We start from the raw sequence: 18163 nt of genomic DNA, 5'->3' as shown, positions 1-18163 counted from the left end.
ATGCTCATTCAGTCGTTCAACAATGGTCGCAAGGTCTCGTCGATGGCCTCGCGCGCCCGGAAGATGCGCGACCGGACCGTGCCGATCGGACATCCCATGGTCTGCGCGATTTCCTCGTAGCTCAGACCTTCGATCTCGCGCAGAGTGATCGCGGTCCGCAAATCGTCCGGCAGCTCGTCGATCGTGCGCTGGACGGCCGCCTCTATCTCCTGCGACAGCGCTTCCCCCTCGGGGGTTGCATTATCCTTGAGAGCGGAATCGCCCCCCATTTGTTCGGCATCCTGCGCATCGACTTCGGATTCGGGCCGGCGGCGCCCCTGGGAGACGAGATGATTCTTCGCGGTGTTGATGGCGATCCGGTACAGCCAGGTGTAGAACGCACTTTCGCCGCGAAAGTTCGCGAGACCGCGATAGGCCTTGATAAAGGCTTCCTGGGCGATGTCCAGGGCCGTGGCGTGGTCGTGCACATAGCGGCCGACAAGATTCACGATCTTGTGCTGATACTTCAGGACCAGGATATCGAAGGCCTCTTTCTCGCCATTCTGGACACGCCGAACCAGGGCCTCGTCGGAAGCCTTCTCGCTCATCCGGGGACTCCCGTTCGGCGACTCGTCTCCAGTATTCTAGGGTTCATGGACCGCCTGACCTGCATGAAGTTCGAAACCCGCTCGCCGGGGATTGCTCCCGGCTTCCCGGCCATTGCGCAACAAGCGCAAAACGTTACCTGACGCATGGATACAGCACAACAAGCCCGCAAAGCCGACGTGCTGGTAATCGGCAGCGGTGCGGCCGGACTGAGCGCGGCCCTGCATCTCGCCCCGCATCGCCGGGTCGTGGTCCTCAGCAAGGGCCCGGTGGACGAGGGCTCGACCCGCTATGCCCAGGGCGGCATCTCGGCAGTGCTCGACCGCCAGGATTCCTTCGACGCCCATATCGACGACACCATCGACGCCGGTGCCGGGCTGTGCGATGCGGACGCGGTGCGCCGCACCGTCGCGGCCGGGCCCGAGGCGATCCAGTGGCTGCTCAACCTCGGGGTGCCGTTCACGCGCGAATCGTTCGAGGGCCGCAGCCGGCTGCATCTGACGCGCGAGGGCGGGCACAGCGCCCGCCGCGTGGCACATGCCGCCGATGCCACCGGCCGCGCGATCGAGGACGCGCTGGTGCGCAGCACCGGCGACACCGCCAGCATCGACGTACTCGAACGCCATGTGGCGGTGGATCTGATCACCTCGCGGGTGGACGGCGTGCGCCGTGTGGTCGGGGCCTATGTCCAGGATACCGCGACCCGCGAGGTACAGACGATCATGGCGCCCACGGTGATCATGGCTACCGGGGGCGCCAGCCGGGTCTATCTCTACAGCTCCAATCCCGACGGCGCCACCGGCGACGGGATTGCGATGGCCTGGCGCGCCGGCTGCCGCATCGCCAACATGGAATTCATGCAGTTCCACCCGACCTGCCTGTACCACCCCCGGGCCAAGTCGTTCCTGATCTCGGAGGCAGTGCGCGGCGAAGGCGGGCTACTGAAGCTGCCGGACGGGGAACGCTTCATGCCGCGCTTCGACGAGCGCGCCGAACTGGCCCCGCGCGACATCGTGGCGCGCGCGGTGGACCACGAGATGAAACGCCTCGGGATCGACCATGTCTATCTCGACATCAGCCACAAGGCGGCGGATTTCATCCGCGAGCACTTCCCTACCATTCACGAACGCTGCCTCGAATACGGCTTCGACATGACGCGCGAGCCGTTGCCGGTGGTTCCCGCCGCGCACTACACCTGCGGCGGGGTTGTGGTGAATCATTTCGGCCAGACCGATCTTCCGGGCCTGTATGCCGCCGGCGAGGTCTCGTGCACCGGGCTGCACGGCGCCAACCGCATGGCCAGCAATTCGCTGCTGGAATGCCTGGTCTACGCCCGCGCCGCGGCCGAGCACATCCTGTCGCAGACCGATCTGCCCGCTCCGGAGGCCCTGCCGGTACCGGCGGCCTGGGACGAATCACGGGTAACCGAATCGGAAGAAGAAGTGGTGGTGGCGCACGACTGGGACGAACTGCGCCGGCTGATGTGGGACTATGTCGGGATCGTGCGCACCCGTAGCCGGTTGCTGCGCGCGCAGCGCCGAATCCGCATCCTGCAGGAAGAGATCCACGAATATTACAGCCACTACCGGATCTCGCCCGACCTGATCGAGCTGCGCAACCTCGGCATGGTGGCCGAGATCATCGTGCAGAGCGCGCTGGCCCGACGCGAGAGCCGCGGCCTGCACTATCTGCTGGACTACCCCGAGCGTGACCCGGAACTGGACGGCATCCCCACGGTTCTGGTGCCGCCCTCGCCCGCCGGTCAGCTGGCCGGGCGCGCGGCCGGCGGGAGCTGAATGAACTTTTCGCGGTAGTGGCGCAGCTCGTCGATCGAGTCACGGATGTCCTGCAGGGCCTGGTGCGAAGCGTTCTTCGACAGCCCCTGGAGCACGTCCGGCGCCCAGCGCCGCGCCAGCTCCTTGAGCGTGGACACGTCGAGGTTGCGATAGTGGAACCAGGCCTCCAGCTCGGGCATGCAGCGGGCGAGGAAACGCCGGTCCTGACAAATGGAATTGCCGCACATCGGCGACTGCCCCTTCGGTACCCACTTTTCCAGAAACGCCAGCGTCTCGCGCTCCGCGGCGGCCTCGTCGTGGTCGCTGTGGCGGACGCGATCCAGCAGGCCCGATTCGCCGTGCGTGCGCTGGTTCCAGGCGTCCAGCCCGTCCAGGACCTCCGGCGACTGGAACACCGCGATCACCGGTCCCTCGGCCAGGATCTCGAGGTGCTTGTCGGTTACGATGGTCGCCACTTCGATGATCCGGTCCGTTTGCGGCTCCAGGCCGGTCATTTCCAGATCGATCCAGATCAGATTTTCCGCACTCGCCGTCATTGTCTCTCCTCTGCGGCACTCGGTGGTGCCCTATGATGGCGCGATGCAGTCTATCATCATGGGGACGGGCCCCGGGGGCCCGTCGCATCGAACAACGAACAAGACCGGCACCGACGAAGAAGGAGGGCCACATGCGACACCTCACCACCAGTCTGGCCGCCCTGACGCTGGCCGGCGGCATGGCCGCCACCGCGCAGGCCGACGACATCCGGATGGGCCAGGATCTGCACGACAACAACTGCGTCAGCTGCCATGCCGACATGCACGGCGGTGACGGCTCCGACATCTATACCCGCGACGGACGCATGGTCGGTGACCGCGAAGAACTCGTCGCGATGGTCCGGCGATGCGATGCCAACATCGGCACCGCCTTCTTCGATGACGAGATCGAAGCCATCGTGGCCTACCTCAACGATGAATACTACGGATTCGACTGAACCCCCATGAGCGACCTGAAGACGCGTCACTGCCAGGCCTGCGAAGGCTTTACCGACCCGATGCCGGCCGAGGAGGCGACCCGGGCCCTGGGCCAGCTGCACGAATCCTGGGAACTGGGCGGCGACACGAAGGACATCCGGCGCGAGTTCCGCTTTCGCAACTTCCACGAGACCATGGCCTTCGTGAACGCGGTGGCCTGGATCGCCCATGTCGAGGATCACCATCCCGACATGGAAGTCGGCTTCAACCGTTGCCGGGTCCAGTTCTCCACCCACGCGGTGGGCGGACTGACCGAAAACGATTTCATCTGCGCCGCGCGCGTGGATGCGCTGTTCGACTGACCCGTCGATGCAGCCTGCATGAGCCGGTCCGCCCGGAACCCGGGATCCGCGGACAGCACGACCGCGGATCCCCTGCCCGCCCGCGCGCGTGTCGCCGCCCGCCTCAACCAGAGGGCCGACCTCCTCGACGAGGACGGCCATCTGCATCGCGTGCAGCTGCAGCGCCGCACGGGGGATCTGGTCTGCGGGGACCGCGTGGAAACCGACGGCCACCGCATCCTGCGCCGCGAGCCGCGCCGCAATGCGCTGGTGCGGCGCGACGGCTACGGCCGCCGCAAGACCATCGCCGCCGGAGTGGACCGGGTCTGGATCGTGGTGGCGCCGGAACCGGCCCCGGCACGTTTCCTGATCGACCGCTTCCTGGTCGCAATCCACAACCTGCCAGCCGAGCCACGACTGCTGTTCAACAAATGCGAGCTGGACCCCGGGGGGGCGCGGCGGCTGGACCGGCAGTACGGCCATCTGGGCCTGCACGCGCTGCCGGTCAGCGTGCACGAAGGCACCGGGCTGGACGCCCTGGCGGCGGCCGCCGAGGGGGGCAGCAACATCCTGGTTGGCCAGTCCGGCACCGGCAAGTCATCGCTGATCGATGCGCTGCTGCGCCGCGCCGGCAACGCGCCGGACCAGGCCCTGCAAACCGCGACCCTGGGGCAGACCGGCGAAGGGCGCCACACCACGACCACGGCGCGCTGGTATCCGCTGGCGGGCAATGGCGCGTGGATCGATTCCCCCGGGGTGCGCGACTTCACACCGGAGCTGGACGACGCTGACGCGCTCGAGCGCGGCTTCCCGGACATCGCCGAACGGGCCCGGGAATGCCGCTTTCGCGACTGCCGGCACGCGGCCGAACCGGGGTGTGCGGTGGGAGTGGCGGTCGCCGCCTGCGAGCTGCCGCGGGAACGGCTGGAGGCCTGGCAGGAGCTGCGGGCGGAGACCCGGCGCCGGGACTGAGCCCGGCAGCGGCCCCGCGGCACGATTCAGAACGAATCAGAAGGTCAGGCCCATCTCCACGCCGAACACCGACGAGGAACCGCCGGATTCGGGACGCATGCCGTCGAATTCCAGCCGCTCCTCCATCCAGCCTTCGGACGATTCCAGCGAATAGTCATCGTAGAACAGGCTCATCGACAGCTCGCTGTCGTTGCGCAGGCGGAGGCTGCCGTCCAGGCTCAGATAGCTGGCGCCGCGCGTGTGGTCGCGCGGTTGCAGGCCAGCCCCCGCACCGACCGTTTCCCGCGAATCGCCCGCCAGCGGCTGACGCACGCCGACCCGCAGCTGGCTGTCAAAACCGCCCGACTCGAAGGTAGGTCCGAAACTGAAGTCGGTGAAATAGGAAGTGGTACCCGCATCCTCCCGCAGCTGCCCCGGCGCACTGCGCGACTCCATGCCGAAGCCCAGATCGATCCCGTACCCCAGGCCACTGGCCCCCAGGCGCTGACGGAAAGCCCCGGTCGCCTCGAAACGATCGCCCAGGCCGGTGATGTCGTCCGCCGGACGCGACACCGCGTCGGCATCCAGCATCAGGCGGTAACGCGGGTCGGGCCGGGCCTCCCCGCCCGCACCCGCCGCGCCGGAAAAGGAGGACAGGTCGCCCACGGCCGCAACCTGATCGCCGCCGTCGAGATTCAGGGTGCGGGTCAGAGAATAGCGGGTGGTGTCGTCTTCGGCCGCCGCAACCATCGGCGTCGCGAAAACCACGACCAGCATCAGCGGCACCGCCAGCCGGGCAACGACGCGCGCACGGCCCGGGGCATTTTCCCCCCCGCCCATGGCCGTTGTCCCGTCATGATATCCGCGTTGTGTCACGCCCGTTCCCCCGTTTGTCACCGCGCCGGCCTCCCCGGACCGTCGCGTTCGCTAGCCCGGGGGCCAGCCGAGGGGCCGACCGCCGAGCAGGTGCATATGTATATGATAGACCGTCTGACCGCCCTGCTGGTTGCAATTCATCACAGTCCGGTATCCGGCCTCCGCAAAGCCGCGTTCGGCCGCGACCTCCGCCGCAACCCGGGCCATGTTGCCCACCGTCACGGCATCCTCGGCGGCAAGGTCGTTCAGGGTGGCGATGTGCCGCCGCGGAATCACCAGCACATGGTGCGGCGCCTGGGGATGCAGATCCTCGAAGGCGATCACGTCATCGGTCTCGCGGACGATGGTCGCGGGGATCTCCCCGGCGACGATCTTGCAGAAGATACAGTCTTCCATGGTGCCTCCACCGCGCCCGGCCGGCGCGGTTTATATCAGTAATCGCGGCGCCCCGACAAGGCGTGCGCCAGGGTCCCCGCATCCGTGTATTCCAGCTCCCCGCCGCTGGGGATCCCCTGCGCGATGCGCGTGGCGCGGATTCCCAGGCGCCCGGCCATCTCGGCCAGATAGTGAGCGGTAACCTCACCCTCCACCGAGGTGTTCGTGGCGAGAATCAGCTCCTCGGTGCCCTGCTGGCGCAGACGTTCCTCCAGCCGGTCCAGCCCCAGCTCCTCCGGGCCGATCCCGTCCAGCGGCGAGAGCCGTCCGAGCAGCACGTGGAAGCGACCGTTGAAATCGGTGGCCGCCTCGATCGCCATCACGTCGCCGGGGCTCTCGACCACGCACAGGACCTGGTCGTCGCGATCGGGATCGAGGCAGCGTTCGCAGGTCTCGGCCGAGGTCAGCGTCCGGCACACCGAGCAGTGGCCGATGTTCTCCACCGCGGCGTCCACTGCCCGCGCCAGGCGCCGCGCGCCCTCGCGGTCGCGTTCCAGCAGGTGCAGCGCCATGCGCCGGGCGGACTTGCCGCCCACGCCCGGCAGACAGCGCAGCGCCTGCACCAGATCGTCGAGTTCGGTATCCACCGCGACCCGGCTCAGAAAGGCAGCTTCATGCCCGCCGGCAGGCCCATGCCGCTGGTCAGTTCACTCATGCGTTCCTGGCTGGTGGTGTCCACCTTGTGCACCGCATCGTTGATCGCCGCGGCCACCAGGTCCTCGATCATGTCCGGATCATCCTGAAACAGGCTCGGATCAATCCGAACCTTGCGCGCCTCGTGCTTGCCGGTCAGGGTCACGCTCACCAGCCCGCCGCCAGCCTGACCCTCGACCTCCATCTCGGCCAGCTCGGCCTGCACGCGCTGCATTTCTTCCTGCATTTTCTGGGCCTGCTTCATCATGTTGCCCATGCCGCCTTTCATCATTTTCGGTTCTCCTGTCCCGCTGCTCCGGGGTCCTGATTAAGTGTCGGGTCGTCATCGTGCAGGCGCACCGGGCCAAGCTCGGCGCCGAAGCGTTCATGCAGCGCCTGCACCACCGGATCCTGCCGCATGGCGGACTCGGCCTCAGCCTGACGCGCCTCGGCATTTGCCGCAAGACGCGCGGCCGGCGTGTCGCCGCCGGCTTCTTCCTGGTCCACGATCTCCAGACGCACGCTGCGACCGAGATGCGCCTCCAGGGACCTGGACAAGCGTTCCCTGGCCCGTTCCGTACACAGCATGCGGTAGTCGGGTGGCAGGGCGAGGGTCAGCCGCTCCGTGTCCAGCGAACGAAATTCGGCCTGCAACGCGAGCTCGCGCGCGGTGCCTGCGGGAAGACGTGCAGCGAACGCATGCCAGTCGAACTCGCCGGCAGGCACGGCCGGACCGTCGGGATCCCCGACGGGCTCCGACGACGGTGGCACGGCACCGGCGCCCGCGGCCGGTTCCGGCTTCGCTTCGGCCCGCGGTTCCCGTACCGCGGCCGCCCCCCCGGATTCCGACCGGGGGCTGGCGCGCGACGCCGCGGGCACCGAATCCCGGTCCGGAGCCACGGCCGCATCTCCGGCCTTTTCCTCTTCCTCCGCCGGCGGGACCGGGCGCGATGCGACCGCCGACCCCGATCCCGATCCCGATCCCGAGGGGGATACCGGCGCTGCAGCCGGGGAGCTCCCCGTGCCCGCGCTCCGGCCGGCAGTCGTACCTCCCGACGGGGCGCCCCCGGGCTCCGTGTCCGGCGCCCCCTCGGGGCGGAAGGCCAGCAGCCGCAGCAGGGTCATCTCGACCCCCATTCGCGGGTCCGGGGCATACGGCAGGTCACGGACGCCGTGGATCAGGATCTGATAGGCGAGCTGGATCAGCTCGGGATCCTCGCGGCCGGCGGCATCCCGGACCCAATCCAGCCCCGCCTCGCCACTGTCGGCCACCTCGCCCGCCACCTGCAGCACCGCCACCCGGTGCAACAGCGCGGCCAGTTCGTCCAGCAGGCGAGACCAGTCCGGCCCCAGGGTATCCAGCTCGGCCAGACCGTGGACGAGGGCCGCGCCGTCACCGGCGAACACCGCATCCAGCAGCCCCGTAAGTCGGGTGCGCGGCAGCAGCCCCAGCATGTCGCAGGTCGCGCCCTCGGTCAGCTCCTCGCCCGCGTAGGCAATCGCCTGATCGGTAAGACTGAGGGCGTCGCGCATCGAGCCCTCGGCCGCCTCGGCCAGACGCAGCAGGGCGCCGGATTCGGCGGTCACGCCCTCGGTCTCCAGCACCCCGGTCAGGTATTCGGCGATCAGGGGCGCCGGCATCGGCTTGAGATTGAACTGAAGGCAGCGCGACAGCACCGTCACCGGCAGCTTCTGCGGATCCGTGGTCGCCAGCAGGAACTTCACGTGTTCCGGCGGTTCCTCCAGGGTCTTGAGCAGCGCGTTGAAGCTCTTCTCCGACAGCATGTGCACCTCGTCGATGAGGTACACCTTGAAGCGGCCGGTGGTGGGGGCATAGGACACGTTGTCCAGCAGCTCACGGGTGTCGTCCACCCGGGTGCGCGACGCGGCGTCGACCTCGATCAGGTCAAGGTGCCGGCCTTCGGCGATCTCCACGCAGGAACGGCACTGACCACAGGGCTCGGCGGTGACCCCGGTCTCGCAGTTGAGACAGCGCGCGAGAATCCGCGCGACGGTAGTCTTCCCCACCCCGCGGGTGCCGGCAAACAGATAGGCGTGATGCAGCCGCTCCCCGGACAGGGCGTTAGTGAGTGCGCGCACCACATGCGGCTGACCGACGAGATCCCCGAAACGCGCGGGCCGCCACTTGCGGGCCAGAACCTGGTGACTCATGCCTCCCCCATTAAGGAAACGCTGATTAATGGAGCAGTCACCGTGACCTCCGGGCACACGGCCCCACCGGAAAGCGAAACTGGAAGGGAGGTGGCCCGCACCCGCCACACCCCGGCGCCCGACGCAGTTGCTACCGTTGCTCCCTTCCGGGCCTGGCGGGGTTCACAACCTGTCGTCGCGAGGGGACTGATACGGACCACCATAACGCTGTTGGCCGCGAGTCCGGCCAGATGCGCAAGGGTCCGGGTTTCGGGCCGTTGCGTCAAGTTCCGCGGCCCGCCACTCCGGAGAGGATTCCGCCCGAACGCCGACCCCGGCATCATGGGCACAAGCCGGGCGGAGCCGCGACGATAGGGTGAGCCTAACTATCAATTAACCAATCAAGATTGGATTTACCAATCGAGCGCCCTTAATCTTGCACCTGTCGTCGGCCACGGGCCGGCACATGACTTTTCACCCGTTTCCGTAACCGCAATCTGCAACAGGAGAGAGAGAACATGGAACTGGAAAATCGCGAAGGTCAGCGCGTCCCGGAAGTCACCTTCCGCTGCCGCAAGGACAACGACTGGAACGACGTCCGCAGCGCGGACATCTTCAGCGGCCGCAACGTGGTGGTGTTCGCCCTGCCGGGCGCGTTCACCCCGACCTGCTCCTCGGCCCACGTGCCCCGCTACAACGAGCTGGCGCCGGTGCTGAAGAAACACGGCATCGACGAGATCGTCTGCATCTCGGTGAACGACGGCTTCGTGATGGAGGCCTGGCAGGCCGACCAGGAGGCCGACCGCATCACCTTCCTGGCGGACGGCAACGGCGAGTTCACCGAGAAGATGGGCATGCTGGTGGACAAGAGCGACCTGGGCTTCGGCGAGCGTTCCTGGCGCTATTCCATGCTGGTGCGCGACGGCGTGATCGAGAAACAGTTCATCGAGCCGGATGAACCGGGCGACCCCTTCGTGGTCTCCGATGCCGACACCATGCTGTCGCACGTGGCGCCGGATGCGGCCTGCCCCGAGGACGTGGTGGTCTTCACCAAGCCGGGCTGCCCCTACTGCGCCAGCGCCAAGCAGATGCTGGAGGACGCGGACCTGGACTACGAGGAGATCGTCCTCGGCCGTGACGCCAGTCTGCGCAGCCTGCGCGCCGCCACCGGCGCGATGACCGTGCCCCAGGTGTTCGTCGGCGGCCACCGCATCGGCGGCTCCGAAGATCTGGAGCAGTGGATCCACCGCGAGCGCCGGGCAGCGTAAGCCCCCGGCCGGGACGGGCCCGCGCCCGTTCCGGCCCCGGCCACCCCGGGTGGCCATCCGTGTCCGCAGGTTTCACGACGGTTCGCCGGACGTGCGGACACGGATGGCGGACCCCGGCGACCGCTCCTTGAGCGCTCGCCGTGGCAGACTTCGAATCAGACTGACAACGAACAGGGAACAGAGCATGGAACACTACGACATCATCGTGATCGGCGGCGGCAGCGGCGGCCTGGCGGTGGCCGAGCGCGCCGCGCCCCATGGCGCCCGCGTCGCCGTGTTCGACCCGAAGCCGCTGGGCGGGACCTGCGTGAACGAGGGCTGCGTGCCCAAAAAGCTCACCTGGTACGCCGCGGAACACATGGGCCAGGCCCGCCAGGCCGGCGAATTTGCCGTCGACGTGGACATCCGGGGCATTCGCTACGGCGAGCTGGCCGAGCGCCGGCAAAAGCTGCTCGGCAACCTCAACGACTTCTGGGCTGGCCACCTGGAGAAGCTGGGCGTGACCCACATCGCCGAGCGTGCCCGGCTGAACGGAAGCGACCGCGTGATCAGCGAAAGCGGCACCGAATACCGCGCCGACCGCATCGTGCTGGCCATGGGCGGCGCGCCGGTGGTGCCGCCGCTGGAGGGGGCCGAACTGGGCGCGACCTCGGACGACTTCTTCCAGTGGACCGAACTGCCGGAATCCATCGCAGTGATCGGGGCCGGCTACATCGGCCTGGAGATGGCCGGGATGCTGCGCTCCATGGGCGTGAAGACCGATGTGGTCGCCATGGAGGACCGCGTGCTGGAGATGTTCGACCCCGCCATCAGCGCGGCCCTGGACCAGCACATGGAGCACCAGGGCATCGGCCGCCACCTCGGCGTGAAGGTGGCCGGACTCGGCGGCGAGCCCGGCGCGGTCACTGTGCAGCTGGAAGGCGGACAGGAACTGGGCCCGTTCGAGCAGGTGCTGTGGGCCGTCGGCCGCAAACCGGCCACCGCGGACATGGGGCTGGAAGAAGCCGGGGTCGAGCTCGCACGCGACGGCACCACCCCGGTGGACGAGTGGCAGGCCACCAATGTCGAGGGGATCTACGCCCTGGGCGACATCATCGGCAAGGCCCCGCTGACCCCGGTGGCGATCGCCGCCGGGCGGCGTCTGGCCGAGCACTGGTATGCCCCCGAAAACGACCCGGTGCCGGTGGACTACGAACAGATCCCCACGGTGACCTTCACCCACCCGACCGCCGGCATGGTCGGTCTGACCGAGCCACAGGCGGTGGAGCGCCACGGCGACTCGGTGCGGGTCTACGAGACGAGCTTCGGGGGGCTGGACCGGGCGTTTGCCGAGGGCGAGGTCCCGCCGGTGGTGATGAAACTGGTGTGCGCCGGGGACGACGAACGGGTGGTCGGCATCCACATGATCGGCCCCCACGTTGACGAGATGCTGCAGGGCTTCGCGGTCGCGGTGCGCATGGGCGCCACCAAGCGCGACCTCGACCTGACCATCCCGCTGCACCCGACCAGCGCCGAGGAACTGGTGACCCTCAAGCAGGGCCGTCCCGGTCGCGCCGAGGGTCTGGCCGAAGCCGCCTGAGCTCCCCCGCGCCACAGGGTCGCGGGTCGCGCCCGGACAGACGTCCGGCAGGCCCGGGACCCCCCGAACGCGCACGCCTGTGGCATACTCCGCGCTACGGAAAAAGCCGCCCGGAGTGCATCTTTTGGCTACCCGCACGGACGTCGAAAACTTCCTTGAAAAACTGCGCGGGGACCTGGACCGGCAGCTGGTGGATATTCCAACCCTGCCGGACATCTCGGTCCAGGCGTTGTTCATCGTGCAGGACGACAACAGCACGATCGCCGATCTGGTCAACCTGATCTCGCGCGACACCGCACTCGCCTCCCGCCTGGTACGTCAGGCCAACAGCCCCGCCTACCGCGGACTCCATCGCTGCTCCACCATCCACTCGGCGGTCACCCGCCTGGGCATGGAGCGGGTGCGGCAGGTCGTGCTGACCCATTCCATGAAAGAGGTCTTCCAGACCGGCAACGAGGCGATCCGCGAGCGCATGGAGCAGCTGTGGGAACACAGCCTGGAGGTCGCCATACTCAGCTACCTGCTGGCGCGCAAGCAGCGGCACCTCGACCCGGACATCGCGCTGCTCGCGGGACTGGTCCACGACATCGGCGCGGTTCCGATCCTGCGGCGCGCGGAGAAGGTGGAAGTCATCTACGAGGACCCGCGCGCGGTGCAGGCGGCCATCGACGCGGCCCACGTCGCGATGGGCCGTGCCATGCTCAAGAGCTGGAACTTCGACCCGGAGATCGTGCGCGCGGTCGGGGACCACGAAAAGATCCGCCAGGATCCCGGAGACAGCGAACCCGTCTCCTACACCGACATCCTGCAGGCCGCCAACGTCGAATCCTACGGCGCTACCGGGCACCGCCTGGCGGCGGTGGACCGCCACGAAATCCCGGCCTTCCGCCGGCTGACCGGCGATCCCGACCGTCTGACCCTGGACTGGGACACCGACGAGGCCGGGCTCAAGCACATCAACCAGATCTTCGAGTAGCGCAGCGCGCTCGTCCCGCCCTGGCTACAGGTTCTCCGGCAGGCCACCCACAACGTCAAATCCGCCGACAGCGGAAAATCGCCCCGAATTGGTCTAAGGAAACACGGATGAATGCGCACGCTCGCGCGCGAGCCCGGGCTACATAAGGGAGATCGACGCCCGAATCGCTCCGGCCAGCTCTCTGTTCGGAGGTAACGCGCGGGTAAGCGGATCCGGTTTGCCAGCGCCGTCCGGAGATCCCCATGAGTGAACGCCATCTTGTTCAGTTCTACAGCCCCGAAACCGGGACCAGGTCCTATCGACAAACGCAGCGTCGCGGGCGCGCCACCGAGATCGACCTTCCCTACGACATCGAGGCCCGCATCACGCGGGAGCGCGGACAGAATGTCGACGAAGCCCGCACGGGGCGTGTCGTCCTCTACAAGGGCCCCGAACAGGAGCGCATCTGGGCAGGCGAGTGGCAGACCGGGACGACCTTTACCGGGACGCTCCCTGCCGACCTGGAGTTCGAGCCGACCGATGCCCTCATCCTGACGACCGAGATCCGCGACAACGGCGACTTTGCCGTCTGGCCGCGCTGCGAGCCGGTCTACATCGGGGCGCCTGCGTCGCTGGAAACCCCGCGCTGGGTAGCCGTGCGCTTTACCCGGAATCCGGGCGACGGAGACATCTGGCGCGGTGTCGGCTACGTCTGGTATCCGGGGCGGTTCCCCGACATCACCCCCAGCTACCACAAGCGCCGTGACCCCCTGATTGTCCGGGGCCGGCCGGGCGAGCACGACCTGTGGGCGCAGCGCATGACGTTCTGCACCGTCTATCAGCGCTCGGAATTCCAGTATACCGACAAGGGCCACGTCGCGAGTCACTTCAAGCACGAGTACCGCCGGCACGACTACTTCAAACCCCTGCACCTGCAAGTAGGCCTGTTCCGCGACGGCCACCGGAATCAAAGCACGATCCAGTCCACCTGCTCCGGATTCATCGACGAGGACCAGACCGCCGTGATCCTGAGCGCCCCGGGGCGTGTGGTGGAGGTGGACGTCCACGGCACGATGAAAACCCTGTGGGGGGTCCGGAACAAGAAAGACCTGATCACTCCGGCGCCGGGCAACCCGCATGTCTGGACGGTGCACCACCCCGACCATTTCGAGACGGTTCGCAAGGACATCGGGCACTGCTGGCAGATCTGCCCGCACCCGGACGACGAGGGGATCGTGTTCATCGCGGCGTCCCACCATCACTGCATCTATCGGGGCGACCGGCGCACGGGCGAGATCGAGGTGTTCGCCGGGACCGAGCACGAAAAGGGCTACCAGCGCGGCCTGTCCGAGCCTCGCGGCGTCGCCGCCCGCGACGGCTGGCTCTACATCAGCGACTACCGCAACCTGCGTATCGTCCGGACGCCCCTGGACGGCAGCGGAGGACTCGAGGAAGTCATTGCCAGCATGCGTCCGAGCGGCCTGTCGCGGAGACAGGACTTCCCCTTTTGGGACGGCACCCAGGAGATCGACGTACATTTCGACCAGGACGTCGAAGTGATGCGCGAGCGGGCGGTGTGGGGCGAGGCCGGCAAGGCCGCGTTCCTGTACCCGACGCAGATCGACTTCACCTCCACCGGCGACCTGATCTGCACGCACGACCTGCAATTCTCGATCTCCAGGATCCGCCTGGGCGATCCCGTGACGATCGAGCACCTGGGCGACGTCCAGTACTACCGGAAGGAGTACATGACCGTCTCGGTGGACCGGGAGGGTTCGCTGTACGCGGTGGACGACTTCATCGTCACCGCCGGCGACGACCGTTCCGACGTGCTGTTCAGCGTAGACGGGGAGAACCTCGGCATCCCCAGCTTCTTTCCGGACGGCGGGGGCTATGACCGCGACTGGAACCGCGCCAGCCGGATGAAATACAACAACCTGTGCATCGTCGGGCGCGGCGCCATGTGGTACGGGGGCAATACCGGCCTCATGCGTGTCACTCGCAAACGCGAGAGCGACCCAAAGATCAACAACGCCAGGTACAAGCGCGGTCGCCGTGCCTTCCGGCGTGCGCCGTCCCCGTACCGCCCGGCGCTGGAGCTGGTCCACGGGCCGCGCGGCAACGGGCATTTCGGCCGGGAGACCATCGACGACCTGGGGGCCATGGACGAGCAGGCGTTCCGCAAGTGGCTGGATGCGCAGGGCCGGCGGGACATACAGGGCGACGAATTCGACGACCTGTACTACTACATCGCGATGGAATCGGCGACCGGCAAGGGCATGGCCGAGGACGTCGAGGTCGCCGTCCCGGTTGCCCCGCCCTGGCCCGACCCGCAGCCGGGCGAACCAGAGCCCGAGAAGGAGGAGGGAGAGCAAGACGGGACGAGCCGGTAATGGCTGTCCTGGCCGTCACCTGCGGCATGGGCATCGCTCGACTGCCGGATCATGAAGCCCCGGCTGCGATGCCCGCCCGTTCCGGTCACTCCCACTCGATGGTAGCGGGGGGCTTGCCGGAGATGTCGTAGGTGACGCGCGAGATCCCGGGGATCTCGTTGATGATGCGCCGCGAGACGTGGTCGAGGAATTCGTACGGCAGATGAGCCCAGCGGGCGGTCATGAAGTCGATGGTCTCCACCGCGCGCAGCGCGACCACGTAGTCGTAGCGCCGGCCGTCGCCCATGACCCCCACCGACTTGACCGGCAGGAAGACCGCAAACGCCTGCGAGGTCTTGTCGTACAGGTCGGCCTTGCGCAGTTCCTCGATGAAGATCGCATCCGCCCGACGCAGCAGATCGGCGTATTCCTTCTTCACCTCGCCGAGGATGCGCACGCCCAGGCCGGGCCCGGGGAACGGATGGCGGTAGACCATCTCGGTAGGCAGGCCCAGCTCGACGCCGATCTTGCGCACCTCGTCCTTGAACAGCTCGCGCAGCGGCTCGACCAGCCCCAGCTTCATGTTCTCCGGCAGGCCGCCCACGTTGTGATGCGACTTGATCACGTGGGCCTTGCCGGTCTTGGAGTCGGCCGACTCGATCACGTCCGGGTAGATCGTGCCCTGGGCCAGCCACTTCACGTTCTCGAGCTTGCCCGCCTCTTCGTCGAAGACGTCGATGAACAGCCCGCCGATGATCTTGCGCTTGGCCTCGGGGTCCTCGATACCGGCCAGGGCGCTCATGAAGCGGTCCTCGGCATCCACGCGGATCACGTTCACGCCCAGATGACGGGCAAAGGTCGCCATCACCTGGTCGCCCTCGCCCTCGCGCAGCAGGCCGGTGTCCACGAACACGCACGTGAGCTGATCACCGATCGCCTTGTGCAGCAACGCGCCGACCACCGAGGAATCCACCCCGCCGGACAGGCCCAGCACCACGCGCTGGTCGCCGACCTGCTCGCGCACCCGCGCGGCCATGTCCTCGATGATGTTGTCGGCGGTCCACAGCGCCTCGCAGCCGCAGATCTCGTAGATGAAGCGTTCGAGGATCCGCTGCCCCTGGGTGGTATGCGTGACCTCGGGGTGGAACTGCACGCCGTAGAAGCCGCGGTCCGGGTCGGCCATGCCGGCGATCGGCGCGGAGTCGGTGGAGGCCATCAGGCGGAAGCCTTCCGGCAGCTCGGTCACGTGATCGCCGTGCGACATCCACACGTCGAGCATCCCGTAGCCCTCGGGCGTGGTGTGGTCCTCGATATTGCGCAGCAGCGGGGTATGGCCGCGGGCACGCACCTGGGCATAGCCGAACTCGCGGCGTTCGGAGGGTTCGACGCGCCCGCCCAGCTGTGCGGCCATGGTCTGCATGCCGTAGCAGATGCCCAGCACCGGCGCGCCCAGCTCGAACACCACGTCCTCGGCGCGCGGCGGTGCCTCGACGTTCACCGATTCGGGCCCGCCCGAAAGGATGATGCCGGTGGGCGCGAACGCGCGGATGTCCTCCGCCGGCATGTCCCAGGCATGGACCTCGGAATAGACTCCGGTCTCGCGGACGCGACGGGCGATCAGCTGGGTGTACTGGGAACCGAAGTCCAGTACCAGAATGCGGTGGGCGTGCAGATCCTGGGTCATGAGGTCATCCACTGCCCCGGCCGGGTGGCCGGGGTCTGTGTCGGGGATCCGGCCGGCGGGCCGAATCAGTCCATGCGATAGTTCGGGGCTTCCTTGGTGATCGCCACGTCGTGCACGTGGCTCTCGCGCATGCCGGCGGCCGTCACGCGCACGAACTGTGGCTTGCTGCGCATTTCGGCGATGTTCTGCGCGCCCACGTAGCCCATCGAGGAGCGCAGGCCGCCCATCAGCTGATAGATGATGGCGACGATCGAGCCCTTGTACGGCACCCGGCCCTCGATGCCTTCGGGGACGAACTTGTCGGCCGGGGCGTTCGGATCCTGGAAGTAGCGGTCGGAGGAACCCTGCTGCATCGCCCCCAGCGAACCCATGCCACGGTAGATCTTGTACGAGCGCCCCTGGTAGAGCTCGACCTCGCCCGGCGCCTCCTCGGTGCCGGCGAACATCGAGCCCAGCATCACGCAATGGGCGCCGGCGGCCACCGCCTTGGCGAGATCGCCGGAGAAGCGCACGCCGCCATCCGCGATCAGCGGCACGTCGGTCCCTTCCAGGGCCCCGGCCACCTCGGAGATCGCGGTGATCTGGGGCACGCCGACCCCGGCCACCACGCGGGTGGTGCAGATCGAGCCCGGGCCGATACCGACCTTCACTCCGTCGGCGCCGGCGGCCACCAGGTCCTTCGCCGCATCGGCGGTGGCGATGTTGCCGCCCACCACCTGCACGTCCGGGTAGTGCTTCTTCACCCAGGCCACGCGGTCGAGCACGCCCTGCGAGTGGCCATGCGCGGTATCCACCACGACCAGGTCCACGCCGGCCTCGACCAGCGCGGCGACGCGCTCGTCGGTGCCCTCGCCCACGCCCACCGCAGCGCCCACGCGCAGGCGGCCGCGCTCGTCCTTGCTGGCATACGGGTGTTCGGTGGACTTCTGGATATCCTTCACGGTGATCATGCCGCGCAGCTCGAAGGCGTCGTTGACCACCAGCACCTTCTCGATGCGGTGCTTGTGCAGCAGACCAAGGATTTCTTCGCGCCCGGCACCCTCGCGCACCGTCACCAGCCGTTCGCGCGGGGTCATGATCTCGGAGACCGGGGCCTCCATGCGGGTCTCGAAGCGCAGGTCGCGCGAGGTCACGATGCCGCGCAGATCGTTGCCGTCCACCACCGGCACGCCGGAGATGTGGCTGTCCCGGGTCAGCCGCACCACGTCGCCGATGGAAGCGTCGGGCCCCACGGTGATCGGCTCGCTGATCACCCCGCTTTCGTATTTCTTGACCTGCCAGACCTCGCGGGCCTGGGCCTCGGCCGGCATGTTCTTGTGCACGATGCCGATGCCACCCTCCTGCGCCATGGCGATCGCCAGGCTGGCCTCGGTCACCGTATCCATGGCCGCGGAGACCAGCGGCGCGCTGAGGGTGATGCCGCGACTGATCCGGGTGGAGATATCGACGTCGCGCGGGATGACGTTCGAGTGCCCGGGAATCAGCAGAACGTCATCGAAGGTCAGGGCTTCACCGAGTATCCGCATGCACCACTCCAGACAGGGCCCGGGGACCGGGAGGAAAGAGCCGAACAGTATAGAATCC

At 67.7% G+C, this 18163-nt stretch carries 17 protein-coding genes and 1 other RNA gene; 8 read left to right on the top strand and 10 right to left on the bottom strand.

Features of this window, described 5'->3' with window-relative positions; genetic code table 11:
* Positions 1-8: 8 nt before the first annotated feature.
* Positions 9-587 carry an RNA polymerase sigma factor RpoE gene (gene rpoE / locus D577_RS0108195; protein WP_018870158.1) on the bottom strand — a complete coding sequence of 193 codons (579 nt, stop codon included), beginning with the start codon at positions 585-587 and terminating at the stop codon, positions 9-11.
* Positions 588-731: 144 nt separating this feature from the next.
* On the opposite strand from rpoE, the gene nadB reads away from it, so the two are divergent.
* Positions 732-2381, top strand: a complete 1650-nt coding sequence (nadB, locus tag D577_RS0108190; RefSeq protein ID WP_024329067.1) for an L-aspartate oxidase — start codon at positions 732-734, stop codon at positions 2379-2381.
* Here the strand turns inward: nadB and orn are convergent.
* Complete coding sequence (gene orn, locus D577_RS0108185) at positions 2348-2917, bottom strand: oligoribonuclease (protein WP_018947021.1); 570 nt, start codon at positions 2915-2917, stop codon at positions 2348-2350. The two genes, nadB and orn, sit on opposite strands and share 34 nt — an antisense overlap.
* Before the next feature lie 131 nt (positions 2918-3048).
* Here orn and D577_RS0108180 point away from each other — a divergent pair, with 131 nt between their 5' ends.
* Genes D577_RS0108180 through rsgA form a run of 3 tightly spaced genes read left to right on the top strand, consistent with a single transcriptional unit; the run spans position 3049 to position 4647 of the window.
* Positions 3049-3354 (top strand): cytochrome c, encoded by a 306-nt coding sequence (locus D577_RS0108180; RefSeq protein ID WP_018947020.1) that lies wholly within the window; start codon positions 3049-3051, stop codon positions 3352-3354.
* Positions 3355-3360: 6 nt separating this feature from the next.
* Positions 3361-3696: a 4a-hydroxytetrahydrobiopterin dehydratase gene (locus D577_RS0108175; RefSeq protein WP_018947019.1), complete on the top strand. Its 336-nt coding sequence runs from the start codon at positions 3361-3363 to the stop codon at positions 3694-3696.
* An 18-nt stretch (positions 3697-3714) separates the two neighbouring features.
* The gene (gene rsgA, locus D577_RS0108170; protein WP_018947018.1) at positions 3715-4647 is read left to right on the top strand and encodes a ribosome small subunit-dependent GTPase A; all 933 of its coding nucleotides are present in this window, start codon (positions 3715-3717) and stop codon (positions 4645-4647) included.
* Positions 4648-4683: 36 nt separating this feature from the next.
* Here rsgA and D577_RS0108165 read toward each other — a convergent pair whose 3' ends face one another.
* The 6 genes from D577_RS0108165 to ffs form a co-directional block, all read right to left on the bottom strand.
* The gene (locus D577_RS0108165) at positions 4684-5466 is read right to left on the bottom strand and encodes a hypothetical protein (protein ID WP_018947017.1); all 783 of its coding nucleotides are present in this window, start codon (positions 5464-5466) and stop codon (positions 4684-4686) included.
* A gap of 87 nt (positions 5467-5553) precedes the next feature.
* Positions 5554-5898, bottom strand: a complete 345-nt coding sequence (locus D577_RS0108160; RefSeq protein ID WP_018947016.1) for a histidine triad nucleotide-binding protein — start codon at positions 5896-5898, stop codon at positions 5554-5556.
* Positions 5899-5933: 35 nt separating this feature from the next.
* Positions 5934-6524, bottom strand: coding sequence for a recombination mediator RecR (recR, locus tag D577_RS0108155; protein WP_018947015.1), 591 nt, complete (start codon positions 6522-6524; stop codon positions 5934-5936).
* An 11-nt stretch (positions 6525-6535) separates the two neighbouring features.
* Complete coding sequence (locus D577_RS0108150; RefSeq protein WP_018870167.1) at positions 6536-6862, bottom strand: YbaB/EbfC family nucleoid-associated protein; 327 nt, start codon at positions 6860-6862, stop codon at positions 6536-6538.
* Positions 6859-8742 (bottom strand): DNA polymerase III subunit gamma/tau, encoded by a 1884-nt coding sequence (gene dnaX / locus D577_RS0108145; protein WP_018947014.1) that lies wholly within the window; start codon positions 8740-8742, stop codon positions 6859-6861. Before dnaX ends, D577_RS0108150 begins: the two co-directional genes overlap by 4 nt.
* 95 nt (positions 8743-8837) lie before the next feature.
* Positions 8838-8934: signal recognition particle sRNA small type (gene ffs, locus D577_RS14045), an RNA gene on the bottom strand.
* Positions 8935-9239: 305 nt separating this feature from the next.
* Between ffs and D577_RS0108140 the strand changes: the two genes are divergently transcribed.
* The 4 genes from D577_RS0108140 to D577_RS0108125 all read left to right on the top strand — a co-directional run bounded on the left by D577_RS0108140 (position 9240) and on the right by D577_RS0108125 (position 14916).
* Entirely contained in the window at positions 9240-9989 is a 750-nt protein-coding gene (locus tag D577_RS0108140; RefSeq protein WP_018947013.1) for a glutathione peroxidase, read from the top strand.
* A 184-nt stretch (positions 9990-10173) separates the two neighbouring features.
* On the top strand, positions 10174-11568 hold the full coding sequence (gene gorA / locus D577_RS0108135; protein WP_018947012.1) for a glutathione-disulfide reductase: 1395 nt from the start codon (positions 10174-10176) through the stop codon (positions 11566-11568).
* A gap of 124 nt (positions 11569-11692) precedes the next feature.
* Complete coding sequence (locus D577_RS0108130) at positions 11693-12544, top strand: HDOD domain-containing protein (RefSeq protein WP_018947011.1); 852 nt, start codon at positions 11693-11695, stop codon at positions 12542-12544.
* Positions 12545-12786: 242 nt separating this feature from the next.
* On the top strand, positions 12787-14916 hold the full coding sequence (locus D577_RS0108125; RefSeq protein ID WP_018947010.1) for a hypothetical protein: 2130 nt from the start codon (positions 12787-12789) through the stop codon (positions 14914-14916).
* An 85-nt stretch (positions 14917-15001) separates the two neighbouring features.
* Here D577_RS0108125 and guaA read toward each other — a convergent pair whose 3' ends face one another.
* Together guaA and guaB are read right to left on the bottom strand one after the other, a co-directional pair.
* On the bottom strand, positions 15002-16579 hold the full coding sequence (gene guaA, locus D577_RS0108120) for a glutamine-hydrolyzing GMP synthase (RefSeq protein ID WP_018947009.1): 1578 nt from the start codon (positions 16577-16579) through the stop codon (positions 15002-15004).
* Between the two features lie 65 nt (positions 16580-16644).
* Entirely contained in the window at positions 16645-18105 is a 1461-nt protein-coding gene (gene guaB, locus D577_RS0108115; protein ID WP_018947008.1) for an IMP dehydrogenase, read from the bottom strand.
* Between the last annotated feature and the right edge of the window lie 58 nt (positions 18106-18163).

Origin of the sequence: Thioalkalivibrio sp. AKL17, from assembly GCF_000377885.1 — a bacterium.
Lineage (GTDB): Bacteria > Pseudomonadota > Gammaproteobacteria > Ectothiorhodospirales > Ectothiorhodospiraceae > Thioalkalivibrio > Thioalkalivibrio halophilus.
The sequence above is the reverse complement of the archived record's forward strand: the minus strand, read 5'-3'. Positions and strand labels throughout refer to the sequence as shown.